Origin of the sequence: Paenibacillus sp. DMB20, from assembly GCF_000987955.1 — a bacterium.
Taxonomy (GTDB): Bacteria; Bacillota; Bacilli; order Paenibacillales; family Paenibacillaceae; genus Paenibacillus_AQ.
Genome location: NZ_LAZU01000031.1, coordinates 63,935 through 77,095, shown reverse-complemented (window position 1 = coordinate 77,095; position 13,161 = coordinate 63,935). Strand labels below are relative to the sequence as shown.

Here is a 13,161-nt window from a genome sequence, read left to right as displayed (position 1 = left end):
TCGGTTGACGTTTATTTTTTACGAGGTTTCTGCATATTTATAATAGAGTAGAAGGGTCCGCGCGCACGATTCATCGAATTCCAGATGTTAGGCGCCTTCATTCACCATATTGTGATATACTTTACACAAAGGTCTTTTATAGAGGCATTAGAAAATGTTTAGGGGTTGAGATATGTTTCAGGGCATACTGGATTTTTTTAATGGAGTTTGGACCATGGGGTTTGTTTATTCATTCATTTTTTGACGCCGTTATCTTTCCGATTCCCGCTTTTTTCCTTCAAGTTTCTTTAAGCATTCTTCATCCGTCGTCCGCTCTTTGGCTGGCAACGGCCGGTTTTATCGGCTGTTTGCTCGGAACGCCTGTCGGCTACTTGATCGGCAAGCTGCTGGGCAAGTCGGTGCTGTACAAGATTTTAAAAAAAGAGTGGATCGACGCGGCTACCGAAAGGTTTCAGAAAAACGGCGAGGCAGCAATCCTGGTAGGATCGTTTACACCGATTCCTTTTAAGGTGTTTACGATTTTGTCCGGCTGCCTGAATTTTCCGCTGTGGAGGCTTATGGCTTATGCGGCGGTTGGGAGAGCGACCAAATTTTATGTCGTAGGCGCCTTGTTTTACTTGTATGGAAGAAGCGCGGAAGGCATGGTGAAAAAACGTTTTCGCTTTATATTTTCATCATAGCCGTGCCTTTGCTCCTGATCGGCGTATATCTGAACAGAAGACGTAAGCGCAAGCGGAGCGAAGCGGTCCAGGCTGCCGCCGAACAGCCCGTCCTGGAAAGCATGCCCGATCAGCAAACGCCGTCCGCTTAAGCAGCAAGAATAAAACACATGTTTATATATGAAAAAGCAGCCGGATTTTTATCCGGCTGCCTTTTTGCATATTACGTTCGTATTGGGCGGCATTTACGGTCGCTCCGCATGCAAATCATGTTAGCCCGTTCTGCCGAATCTGAAAAACTTTCCTCTGTCTTTCGCGTCCGTTACGACCGGACTAAAAGAGGAAGGGGTCAATGTCGAGCTTGTGATATCCGTCAAATAACCGTGAAGGGGTCCTCGGTATATTTCGTGCAGCTGCGGTGAATTGGAGAAGTCCTCGGGTGTGACCAGATGCGGTGGCTTGTTCACCGGACGCAGTCCGGCGCGTTCGAACACGGTAGCTACGAAGTGGGAACAGAAGTAAGCGTCGGCGCGGTCGATATGGACTCTGAACAGAATGCCGAGCAGACCTAGCAGATTGTACTTGTAGCGATCCTGGTCGCGCATCATTTCCTTAACCAGATTGTACATTCGCTGATAATCCTCGGAGCTGACGCGGCAGCGGTAAATGGCGGATTCCGAGGAACAGAAGAACGGTGCCCGTAAATTTTCACGGACCAGACCGCCGTTGAACGGATTGTTCGCTTGTTTACGTCCGAAGCTGTAAACCTCGCGCAGTTCGGGATCAAACGCGATAGATGCGTGATTCAGCGGGGCGTTCGTGAAGCATTGGATCATCCTGCTGAACCAGGTGCCCGTGCCTGTAAGCACGATCCAAATATCTTGTTCCGTATACATACTCGCAAACTCCTTTTAACGGTCCATACATGTACTACAAAATTATATATATGCTTGCTACTTCCACAATAAACGAAAAAAAGCTTGCTGTTCAAGCTAAAAAAAAACCATTATTTTTCATTTCAGTTAGAGTTGCGGGAATGAAGCTTCGCTTTCCGGGAATCAAGAAAACAGGCGCTATGGTTTAGCAGGAAAAAAAAGATGGCCGCGAAAATCGATAAAATGCTTGACCGGATGCATCCTTGTCCTTAAATAATAGAAAGATATATAGGTGGAAGGAGGGCTGTTCATGAGCCGGACTCATTTAATGAACGATCCGAAACGGAGAAAATTGCTGTTCAGCGCCGGTCTGAGCTGGATGTTTGATGCGATGGACGTCGGAATGATCTCTTTTGTTGTGGCTGCGTTAGCCAAGGAATGGTCGCTGAGCTCACAACAGGTGGGCGTTCTGACCAGCACCACGTCCATCGGCATGGTGTTCGGGGCGGCATTGGCAGGGTTTATGGCGGACAAGTACGGCCGAAAAAATATATTGCTGTGGACGCTGCTCCTATTCTCGGCGGCCAGCGGGTTGTCTGCCCTTGCGACCGGCTTTGCGATGCTTTGCATTTTCAGGTTCATCGGAGGGTTTGGCTTGGGGGGGAGAGCTGCCGGTTGCTTCGACGCTTGTATCCGAGAGCATGCCGGTGGAAGACCGGGGCAGGGCGGTCGTATTGCTGGAAAGCTTTTGGGCCGCAGGATGGATTCTGTCGGCGTTGATCGCTTTTTTCATCATACCGGATTACGGCTGGCGTGCCGCATTCGTGATCGGAGCGCTCCCGGCGCTGTATGCCCTGTATCTGCGGCGTGCCATTGAGGATTCGCCCAGATATGTCCAGCAGAAGAAAGCCCGCCGGCTGACCTTTGCGGAACGGGTGAAATCCGTCTGGTCCAAGGAGCATCGCCGGACGACGATCATGCTGTGGGTGTTGTGGTTTACCGTGGTTTTTTCCTATTACGGCATGTTTCTGTGGCTGCCTACGGTTATGCTGGACAAAGGCTTCAGCCTGGTGAAAAGTTTTCAGTACGTGCTGATCATGACCCTTGCGCAGCTGCCGGGTTATTTCACGGCCGCTTATTTCATTGAAAAATTCGGCCGAAAATTTGTGCTCGTGACGTACCTGCTGTTCACGGCATTAAGCGCGATCTGGTTCGGTTATGCCGATTCCGTCGGCGCACTGCTGGCGGCGGGCATCTGTCTGTCGTTCTTTAACCTGGGCGCATGGGGCGGTCTGTACGCCTACAGCCCCGAGCTGTATCCGACCCGGGTGCGTTCGACGGGCGTTGGCCTCGCTACGTCCTTCGGGCGGATCGGCGGAGTCATTGCGCCGCTGCTTGTCGGCGTGCTGAAAGAACGGGGCACCGGCATCGAATCGATATTTGTTTTATTCTTTGTAACCATTTTGGTGGGCGCCTTTGCCGTCTTGATTCTGGGTCGGGAGACCAAGGGCCGGGAGCTCGCGGATTAAGGGCAGCAGGTTGAAATAGGCAGCGGCGCAGGTGAAATGCCTGAACCGCTGCCTATTTTGCAAAAAAACGCCATCAACCTTTGAAAGGGAGATGGCGTTTTTCGCTTGTTCTATTCTGCTAAACCTCCATAATGGAAGGCATGATGTACGGACTGCGTCCGAGTTCTCTTTTGAAATACCGAGTCAGCGTCGTGGTTGTGATATGCTCCCATGCGGCTCGGTCGTATTCCCGCTGTTCCCCCGTCTTGTTGAGATGCTTGCGGAGTATGGCTTCGGCCCGGCGCAGCAGCGGCTTGGAATCCTGCATGTACACAAAGCCACGGGTAATCAACTCCGGCCCCGCCAGAAGCTTGCGGGTCTCGCGGTTAATCGTTATAGCTACAATGACGACACCGTCGTGTGCCAGCTGGACGCGCTCTTCAAGAAGTTCCTTTTCATGGGCTCGAAGCTCGCCGTTGTTGATGTATATATCCCCGGATGGAATGTTCCGGCCCTTTCGGGCGCCGTTTCTGAACAGGGACAGCGTGTTCCCGATATTCAGCAGGTAAACGTGATTCTCCGGTATTCCGACCTGTACCGCCAGGGCGCGGTGATTCAGCAGCATCCGGTATTCGCCGTGAATCGGAACGAAATATTTGGGACGAAGGCTGCTGAGCATAAGCTTCAAATCTTCCCGGCAGCCGTGACCGGAGGTATGGATATCGAGAATGGATCCGTAGCGAACGTCCGCCCCGGCACGCATCAGAAGGTCAATGCTGCGGTTCACGTTCTGCGTGTTGCCCGGAATCGGCGAGGACGAGAAAATCACCGTATCATCCGGATGAATTTGAATGGATCTGTGCGCTCCGGAGGCAATCCGGGTAAGAGCGGCATTCGGTTCTCCCTGGCTGCCGGTGCAGATGATGAGGACCTGATCGTCACGGTAGCGGTTCACGGCTTTCACGTCGATCATCATGCCGTCGGGTATGCGAATGTAACCGAGCTCCTGTCCGATGACAAACACCTTTTCCATGCTGCGTCCGACAATGGCGATTTTGCGGCCTGTACGGATGGCCGCCTCAACCACCTGCTGCAGCCGGTGAACGTTGGAGGCAAAGGTCGCGAACAGGATCCGTCCGTGGCATTCCTGAAACTGCTTCAGGATCGAATTGCCGACGGTCCGCTCCGATGGCGTGAAGCCTTCGCGTTCACTGTTGGTGCTGTCGGCGAGAAGAGCGAGTACGCCTCTTTGGCCAATGCTCAAAATTTTATGAAGGTCCGCGGGTTTATCCTCAGGGGTAAAATCGAACTTGAAATCGCCCGTATGGACGACGGGACCGTAGGGCGTCTCGACAACGACGCCGAAAGCATCCGGAATGCTGTGCGTCGTACGGAAAAAATGAACCGAAAGATGCTTGAAAGAGATGATTTCGCTTTCATGAAACACACGCAGATCGCTTTGATCCAGCAGCCGGTGTTCTTCAAGCTTCGCGCGGACCAGACCGATGGTCAGCGGTCCGCCGTAAATCGGCATTTGTATTTGCCGCAGCACGTAAGGTATGGCGCCGATATGGTCCTCGTGACCGTGCGTAAGAAACAGGCCTTTGATTTTGCTTTTGTTCTCGATCAGATAACGGATATCGGGAATGATATAATCCACGCCGCTCATATCGGCGTCCGGGAACTTCAGACCGGCATCGATGACAATAATTTCGTTTCTGAACTCGACGGCATACATATTTTTTCCGATTTCGCCTAATCCGCCGAGCGCGAAAATGCGTACGGGCGGCGATGATGGCTTGGGCTTCTTGGAAGGAGCCGCTTGAATCTTTTCTGTTAGAAGGGGTTTAGACATAATGTGAAAGAATTCCTCTCTATGGTAATTAAGGGCGTATACCCGGTTGAATTTCACGATTTAGACAATTAAAACCTAAGTCGCCGGGAAGCATCTCTAATTAAGATATCAGAAAGTTAAGACTTATTGAAATGTATTTCCGAAAACTTCACCAAACGAAAAGGATGGCCGAACGGACGGAGCCGCGGATTTGATTGTCAAAAAAATGGATGGGACAGTCACCCATGCCCTTCTTTTTTATAGTCTGTAAGAAGGAGGGGCGTCCCGCATGATTAGACCATTGAAGCTTGAAGACATTACACGAACTCCTGAATGCTACAGTGCCTGGCAGCTGGATGCTGTCGGTAAATGGACGGAAAAATTAACAGACCGCACATCGAAATTCCCCTGCATTCCGGCTGTACAGGGATTCGCCTTGAATCATCTGCGGTACGGATTTGTCCGGATGGCCCGTGAAGCGGGAGCGGCAGAGGAACTGGCTGAACTGCTTCGAAGTTATGGACGGCAGTCTAAAGAATTCGGAACCTATACCTCGCTTGTCGTTTTTATAAAGGATGAGGCGGGGCTTCCGAACCGGCAGGGTGGCGTCGAATATTATGAGCGGCTGTTCTGGTCGCTGCTGAGCCGGACAACGGCGCTGGACAGCGCGCCCTGGCCTGCTCATCTACCGGAAAATCCGGCTGATTGCCTTTGGGAATTTTGCTTTGACGGCGAGCCGTATTTTGTTTATTGCGGTACGCCCGCACACAGCTTGCGCCGCAGCCGCAGCTTCTCTTGCATGCTTCTGGCTTTTACGCCCCGCTGGGTTCTTCAAGAATTCGGGGCTGTGCCTGTCCAGGCGGAAAAAACCAAGAAGGCGATCCGGAGAAGGCTTGAGGCCTATGACCAGGTCACGGCTCATCCGGATTTAAAGCTGTACGGCGCGGAAGACAACTACGAGTGGAAACAATATTTTATACGTGACAGCCTGGACTCCCTGCCAACGTGTCCATTCAGGCGAAATGACCGAAAGGAGGGAAGCACATAATCCGTCCGGCAAGAGTATGTAAAGACGATGTATCAAGTTCAAGGCACCGTTCCCTTAAGGGACGGTGCTTTTCTTTTAAGAATGGAAGAAAGTTATGTGATCGGGATCCTCAACCCCATAAAAGTAAGAGGTCCATCGAACATGCAATTGGTTTATATCATGAACAACCATGTTCCAAAAAGAAAGTGATATATATAATTTTGCCCCTGATTTAGCAAATCTTATCCTTGTTGATCCAAAAATTTCCGGGTTACACTGAAATTGATCTTATTCCAGTTTAACATTTTTGGAGGGGGGTGTGGTAGTTATTAAGTTGAAAAAACGCGGCCAAACGCCGCTGAAATTTACATGTGCAAAGGAGAGTTTGAATGACGATACTTAAGACAACAAAAATGAAAGCGCTTATTCTTGGACTGGCCGTTGCGCTCGTGCTCAGTGTATTTCCGGCATCCGCGTCAGCGGAGTCTCCGGCCTGTACCGAGCCCGCTTGGAGCAGTACGGGCGTTTATGCAGAAGGCTATCTGGTTTCCTACAACGGTCATACGTGGAAAGCCAAGTGGTGGACGCAGGGTGAAGCGCCCGGCTCTGCGGGACCATGGGGGGCATGGGAGGACTTGGGCGCCTGCGATTCGGGCACGACGCCGATAGAGCCGCCTGTAGAGCCTCCGGTAGATCCCCCGGTGGTTTCGGAACCGGGTGACCGTATGTACGTTGCATATGCAAGCACGTGGAACACAAGCATTTACGATCTGACAACGTCCAATATTCCCGATTACATCACAAACCTGAATTTAGCGTTTGTAAGACCGGATACCGCTTATGTCAAAGGCTCCTACGCATTCGATCAGGAAGTCGCCGGATTTGAGTTTGTCGAGGGGGCGGCTACGCCAAACGGCCAGAGGAAATTCACCCCTCAGCAGTCTCTGGATCTGCGAAGCAGCATTGCGGCCTTAAAGGCGCGCGGAACGAAGGTGTTCCTGTCCGTCGGCGGCTGGTCTTACAGCCAGGGAACCCAGTGGTCCCACTTCAACGCCAAGAACATCGTCGATCTGGCCCAAGATCTCGGCGCCGCGGGCGTGGACATCGACTGGGAATCCAGCGGCAGCAACTGCAACAAGCAAACGGCGGGACAGTTCAGCTGTACCAAGGACGGAGAAATTGCCGGTATCATTACAAGTTTGCATCATGAAATTCAGGCACGGAATGCCGACTTGCAGATTTCGATAGCCGGATGGTCAACGGGGGCTTACTACGTTAAGGGAACGCCGTTTGAAGAAGGCAAGGTGCAGTGGGGATCGCCTTTTGGCGGCACGATGTACCGGGCAGTGAAGGATCATGGGAACAAAATCGATTTTATTAACCTGATGTCTTATGACGGCGGGGAATATTATGACCCTCGGGAAGGATACGAATCCTATCGCGCCATTTACGGCGGGCCGATCAACATGGGCATGCAGATCGCGCCGGAGGGTTCCGGCAGCGCCGTGCTGAAGCTCCAGGCCGAGCCCGGAACGGTGTATGATGCCGAAATGCTGACGGGCCAGAACAACATGGCCACGAAATATTACAATGTGGAAACGCTCGTCAATTATATAAAGAACAAAGGAAGAGGAAATGACGGGTTTATGTTATGGCAGTTGTGGAAGCAGCGCGTTCACCAGCCGGCTCCAGCCGGAGCCGCAACCGAGAACAGTGCCGGACAATATGTGTGCAGCAATCTGCCGTTGAAGGGCAACTGCAGCCAAACCATCCCCGTATTGCCGAAATTATAATTTTTTCTATAAATATAAGAATCCGACATCCCTGGCGATGTCGGATTTTTTATAGATACGTACGACGATAGGCGTTTTTCTTATGTTCCGGGTCCCGCAGCAGACGCAGCAGTCTCTATTGAACCGACAGGGTGTATACCCCTCGCCCGTTTTCCAGCGTAACCCGGTCGTTTCTGACCTCGGTGCGGGAGAGGTTGTCGACCGGAATCGTAAATGTGCCGTCCGGAAGGGGAGCCTCCTCGCTGTCGGTTATGATAACCCCGGCACCATGGAGCAGGAGAGCTTTGCATGCGGCATAGTCGTCTACGGAACAGTTATTGCCGTCGCTGTATCCGACAAATTCCAGCATGATGCGAGCCTGGTCAAGGTCATTTAACTCGTGTTTCCGAATCATGATGTTTTGATTTGCGTGAGACTGTAACCACATCGACACGTCTTCCAGCGGATGCTTCATTTTCTACACCTTCCTAACCATGCAAAATAGTCGTCCTTGTAGTCATTACCCAAAACGGTCAGGCTTATTTCAAAATTTTCTAGGGAACCGTTTGCCGCCTTCCGTCTGCGGTGAGCACGTTGACAGAGGTTCGTTTTTCTATGGATCCGGCGCGGTTTCGGGACAGGATTCCCAAGCTGCAACGGTTGAATTTGTGATAACATATAAACATCGAGGTACTGCAAAGAAGGCATGCCGCGCATATAGACGCGGCGTTCTTGCAAGCGGCGGTTTAAGAATGTTTTTGGTTCCAGCTCTCCGGCTGGCCGGATTTATATACGATGGTTACGCCAAGCTGGCTGTAAGTTTCCTCGGTATAATGGTAATCGGGGCAGTGCTTGGTCAGCGACAGGTGGTCATGGCGCGATACAAGTTTTTTTATCGCAATCAGGGCAGCGGTCTTGAAGCAGGGATTTGAGCTTGCTGAACATGAAATTACCACCTCCTGTTTTCCGATGTAATTACTAGGTTTTATTATAAATCATGATTTCCGGTTCGTACAGTCATATTGTTTCCTGTTTGTTTCCCATACATCCAATAACAACAACGAATGGGGTTCTGTCATCGTGTTTATGCAGCATTTGGCAATGGTTTTAATCGGTCTGGTCGGATCTTTTTTTTTCGGGATTGCTCGGCATCGGGGGCGCCATCATCAATTTTCCGCTTCTCCTCTATGTGCCCGGATGGCTCGGCCTTGAAGGCTTTACGGCGAAGGAGGTAGCGTCGATAAGCATGCTGCAGGTATTCTTTGCATCCCTGTCGGGCATGCTCTCCAATCGGCTAAGCTCCAAGGGAGGCCCTTCCCTCGTTCACAAACGGCTGGTCCTTCAGATGGGGGTATCGACCCTGATCGGCAGCTTGATCGGCAGCGTTTCCTCCTTATACTTAAAAAGTGAAGCCATCAATATCGTTTACGGCTTTTTGGCGGTCATTGCCGTTATCATGATGATCGTTCCCGCCAAAGCCACCGCCGAGAACAAACCCGTAACGGAAGTCGCGTATAACGTCATGCTTGCCGTCGTCTCGGCATTTCTTGTCGGCTGCGTATCCGGCATCGTCGGGGCGGGGGGAGCATTTATTTTGATTCCGATCATGCTGACCGTGCTGAAGATACCGACCAGAATCACGATTTCATCCTCACTGGCTATTGTATTTCTGTCCGCGGTCGGAGGTGCCATCGGAAAAATAGCCGCAGGGGGGATACCGTTCTGGCCGGCGGTGTTTGCGATCATCGGGAGTCTTCTGGGCGCTCCGCTTGGAACCTATCTCAGCCGCAGGCTGAATGTAAGGCTTCTCCGCTATGCGTTGGTTCTGCTGATTGCGTTAACCGCAGTGAAAATATGGATCGATATTTTACGGTAGCGAACGCTGCCGTTATGGTTGTAAATGAGAATTGTAGATAAGGAGGAGAGCAGGTTGAGAAAAAACCGTTTGGGATCGTCGGAATTGATCGTCGGTGAAATCGGCTTGGGATGCATGTCGCTCGGAACGGAAGAGAAGGGCGCGATTAGCCTGATTCATGAGGCGCTGGAGCAGGGCATCAATCTGTTGGACACGGCCGATCTATATGATGCGGGGGTAAACGAGGAACTGGTCGGAAAGGCCCTAAAGGGACGCCGCGCGGACGCCGTTATCGCCACGAAGGTTGGAAACCGGAGAATCCCCGGCCAGGAGGGCTGGGTGTGGGATCCGTCCAAGGAGTACATCAAATCGGCCGTCAAAGACAGCCTCCGCCGCCTCGGCACCGACTATATCGATTTGTACCAACTGCATGGCGGCACGCTTGATGACCCGATCGACGAGACGATCGAAGCGTTTGAAGAACTGAAGCATGAAGGCTGGATACGCTGCTACGGGATTTCCTCGATCCGGCCGAACGTCATCCGTGAGTATGCGAATCGATCCGGAATCGTCAGCGTATTGACCCAATACAGCATCCTGGACCGCCGCCCGGAAGAAGAAGTCCTTCCTTTGCTTGCGGAAAAGGGGATATCGGTTATCGCGCGCGGACCGGTGGCTAAAGGCATTCTGACCGATCGGGCAGAGGAAAAAGCGGAGAAGGGCTATCTCGATTATGCGAAAAACGAGCTGCTGGAACTGACGGAGCAGTTGAAAAGCAGGCTTGATTCCCGCCGTGACCTGTCCCATACGGCCATCCGCTACGCGCTTTCCCATCCTGCCGTAGCCTGCGTCATTCCGGGAGCCAGCTCCAAGGACCAGCTGCTTCGCAATGCGGCAGCCGCGGACGCGAACCCGCTGACCCCTCAGGAAATTCAGGACATTCAGGCAATCAGCCGGGCCAACCGTTATGAGCAGCACCGCTAAAACGGCATCATGGCACTGAAAACATAAGCTTCTCTTATACGAACCGTCCGGGGTTGTCCCGGACGGTTTTTTCCTGTCGGAAATCTTCAAAATCTAAAGAAAGCAAACATCATATCTTAAGTTCACGCATTGTAAGGGCCGTCATGGGCAGGCGATAATGGAGCTATCCAAATAAACAGGGGGGATTACGAATGCTAAAGAAGTCGAACGTTCTTTCCTTAGTGATGGCGGGCATCCTGGCTGTCAGCTTAACGGCATGCGGCGGTGGAGGATCCACATCCAAAGACGGGGTCGGATCAAGCACGGCTTCCAACGATACGGGGGGAACCGGGGAGAAAGTTACGATTACGTTCCAAAATATCTTTACGGACCCCACCGATCCCAAGGACGCCATGCTGAAGCGGATCGTGGCTGATTACGAGGCTAAAAATCCGAACATCAAGATTGAGCTCGACTCCCTGAATACCGACCAGCAAAAGCTCAAGCTGAAAACCCAAGCGGCCTCCAAAGAGGTACCGGACATCACGGTTGTCAATCCATCCGCACAAATGAAACCGTTTGTCGACGCCAAGCTGTTAGCTCCGCTCAATGATGTCGTCGAAAAGAACGGGCTGAAGGACACGTTCCAGGAGGGGCTGCTGGATTGGTATACCTTTGACGGCAATCTGTATGCGCTTCCCGACGGCAACAATATCGGGCTGGTCTACTACAACAAGGAGCTGTTCGATCAAGCCGGCGTGAAAGTGCCGACGACCTTTGAAGAAATGGTGGACGTCGTAAAGCAGCTGAAGGCGAAGGGCATTCAGCCGATGGCGATCGGGGAAAAGGACACCTGGACCGGTTCCTTCCTGTTCATGAACATTCTGCTTCGCACCAACGACGGACCAGGATTTCTGAAGGATGTGGCGGACGGCAAGAAAACGTTCGAGGATCCCGCATTCACGGAAGCGGTGAAAAGCATGCAGGACCTGATTCAGGCCGGAGCCTTCCAGGAAGGGGTCACGTCCTTTGATTACAACGCCGGCGAGAATCTGTTCAAGACCGGCAAGGCTGCGATGTATTATATGGGCAGCTGGGCGACGGGCGGCATAGAAACCTCCTCCGTAAACGGCAAAGTCGGCGTCTTCAAATTTCCGACGGTGAACGGCAAAGGCAATCCTGACGAGTTCATGCTGGCGCCGGGAAGCGCGTTTGCGATATCCGCAAACAGCGAGCACCTGGAGGAAACCAAGGAATTCCTTAACTATTTTATGCTGGAATTCCCGAAAAGAGCGTTTGAGGTCAAAGGGGCCATCGGCCTAGGGCAAAAAGTGGAAGGCGACTTTAAAGCTGCCGGTTATTCGGATATGTCGATGGAGGTCCTGGAGATGTTCAAACAAGTGAAAGGCGGGGATATCTCTTTTGACAACACGATGAACCCGGGCACTTCCCAGGCACACTTGACGAGCATCCAGAATTTGTTCGTGCAGCAAAAGGATCCCGCCGAAGTGGCGAAAGAGCATCAAGCCGCTTTTGAAAGCAATAAATAAGAAAAAACGTCTATCGACGTACTTTCTCAAGAAGACAGACCGCGTATAGCGGAAGTTTTTTCTTGCGAGATAAGGATGACAAACCTCTGAAGTTTGTACTTTCTTATCTCTAAACAAAAACGTAACCGTCGGCATGAAGGGGTCTTTTCGAAGATCCCTCCATACCGGATCTTATGTGTGCATTCGGCTCTTGTATTTGGATTGATGGGGAGGCGAGCCTTAACGTGAATGTATTAAGAGTCTCCAAATGGACGATAGCCGTTTTCGTGCTGCCGTGTTTGCTGCTCTATGTGTGTCTTGTATTTGTCCCGATTCTCGTATCGATGTACAGCGGATTGCTCGACTGGAACGGCATTGGCGAATCCCGTTTTATCGGTCTGGACAATTTTAAAAAGCTTTTGTTTGACGATCCGGTTTTCTGGCCTTCCGTTAAACGTACCCTGATGTTTGCCGTGTTTTCCATGCTGGAAATCCCGGTGGCATTGTTTGTCGCCATATTGCTGAACCGCTTTATCAAAAAACCGAATTTTCTCGTATCCAGTTACTTTCTTCCGGTGATTTTGTCCGTCGTCATTATCGGCCAGCTGTGGAAAACGATCTATAATCCCGCTTCCATGGGCGGCATGCTGAACCAGGTGCTCGAAACCCTTCAACTAAACGATTGGACGAGAGCTTGGCTGACAGACCCGGATGTAGCGATGTATTCGCTGTATTTCGTCGCCTTATGGCAGTATCTGGGGTACCATACGCTCATTCAGTTTACCGGGATCCAAAATATCCCTTCTGATGTTATTGAAGCGGCAAAAATCGATGGGGCCGATGGCTTGAAGGCCGATTGGTACATTACGTTTCCGATGAATATTCCGATCTTTAAAATATCGATCGTGCTTGCTTTTATCGGGTCCCTGCAGGCGTTTGACATGATCATGGTCATGACGGGCGGCGGACCGGCACACGCGACGGACGTGATTTCCACCCATATGTACAACATGTCCTTCTTATCGATGAAGTACGGGTACGGAAGCTCCATCGCGGCATTCCTTGTCGTGCTTTGCCTGGCGGCAACCGTCATCATTAACTTCCTGTTCTCCCGGCTGGAGCGCAAATATACGTGAAGG

At 51.6% G+C, this 13,161-nt stretch carries 9 protein-coding genes and 3 pseudogenes; 9 read left to right on the top strand and 3 right to left on the bottom strand.

Annotated elements, in window-relative coordinates:
- Positions 1–172: 172 nt before the first annotated feature.
- Positions 173–811 (top strand): annotated as a pseudogene (locus tag XI25_RS15345) (YqaA family protein).
- Positions 812–931: 120 nt separating this feature from the next.
- On the opposite strand, the gene XI25_RS15340 reads toward XI25_RS15345, so the two are convergent.
- The gene (locus tag XI25_RS15340) at positions 932–1,555 is read right to left on the bottom strand and encodes a hypothetical protein (protein ID WP_046679359.1); all 624 of its coding nucleotides are present in this window, start codon (positions 1,553–1,555) and stop codon (positions 932–934) included.
- A gap of 307 nt (positions 1,556–1,862) precedes the next feature.
- Between XI25_RS15340 and XI25_RS15335 the strand changes: the two are divergent.
- Positions 1,863–3,063, top strand: a pseudogene (locus tag XI25_RS15335) (MFS transporter).
- 118 nt (positions 3,064–3,181) lie between these two features.
- Here XI25_RS15335 and rnjA read toward each other — a convergent pair.
- Positions 3,182–4,897 carry a ribonuclease J1 gene (gene rnjA, locus XI25_RS15330; protein ID WP_046679358.1) on the bottom strand — a complete coding sequence of 572 codons (1,716 nt, stop codon included), beginning with the start codon at positions 4,895–4,897 and terminating at the stop codon, positions 3,182–3,184.
- 268 nt (positions 4,898–5,165) lie between these two features.
- On the opposite strand from rnjA, the gene XI25_RS15325 reads away from it, so the two are divergent.
- Together XI25_RS15325 and XI25_RS15320 are read left to right on the top strand one after the other, a co-directional pair.
- Positions 5,166–5,924, top strand: a complete 759-nt coding sequence (locus XI25_RS15325; protein ID WP_046679357.1) for a YqcI/YcgG family protein — start codon at positions 5,166–5,168, stop codon at positions 5,922–5,924.
- Between the two features lie 368 nt (positions 5,925–6,292).
- On the top strand, positions 6,293–7,696 hold the full coding sequence (locus tag XI25_RS15320; RefSeq protein ID WP_082112381.1) for a glycosyl hydrolase family 18 protein: 1,404 nt from the start codon (positions 6,293–6,295) through the stop codon (positions 7,694–7,696).
- Positions 7,697–7,811: 115 nt separating this feature from the next.
- On the opposite strand, the gene XI25_RS15315 is transcribed toward XI25_RS15320, so the two are convergent.
- Positions 7,812–8,150 (bottom strand): hypothetical protein, encoded by a 339-nt coding sequence (locus XI25_RS15315; protein WP_046679356.1) that lies wholly within the window; start codon positions 8,148–8,150, stop codon positions 7,812–7,814.
- Positions 8,151–8,427: 277 nt separating this feature from the next.
- On the opposite strand from XI25_RS15315, the gene XI25_RS33385 reads away from it, so the two are divergent.
- From XI25_RS33385 to XI25_RS15290, 5 genes and pseudogenes are all read left to right on the top strand, one after another.
- Positions 8,428–8,607 carry a hypothetical protein gene (locus XI25_RS33385; protein ID WP_046679355.1) on the top strand — a complete coding sequence of 60 codons (180 nt, stop codon included), beginning with the start codon at positions 8,428–8,430 and terminating at the stop codon, positions 8,605–8,607.
- 154 nt (positions 8,608–8,761) lie between these two features.
- A pseudogene (locus XI25_RS15305) lies at positions 8,762–9,551 on the top strand (sulfite exporter TauE/SafE family protein).
- Between the two features lie 54 nt (positions 9,552–9,605).
- A complete protein-coding gene (locus tag XI25_RS15300) occupies positions 9,606–10,514 on the top strand; it encodes an aldo/keto reductase (protein ID WP_046679354.1) in 909 nt (302 codons plus the stop codon).
- A gap of 191 nt (positions 10,515–10,705) precedes the next feature.
- Entirely contained in the window at positions 10,706–12,043 is a 1,338-nt protein-coding gene (locus XI25_RS15295; RefSeq protein WP_046679353.1) for an extracellular solute-binding protein, read from the top strand.
- A gap of 224 nt (positions 12,044–12,267) precedes the next feature.
- Positions 12,268–13,158: a carbohydrate ABC transporter permease gene (locus XI25_RS15290; RefSeq protein WP_046679352.1), complete on the top strand. Its 891-nt coding sequence runs from the start codon at positions 12,268–12,270 to the stop codon at positions 13,156–13,158.
- Positions 13,159–13,161 lie beyond the last annotated feature (3 nt).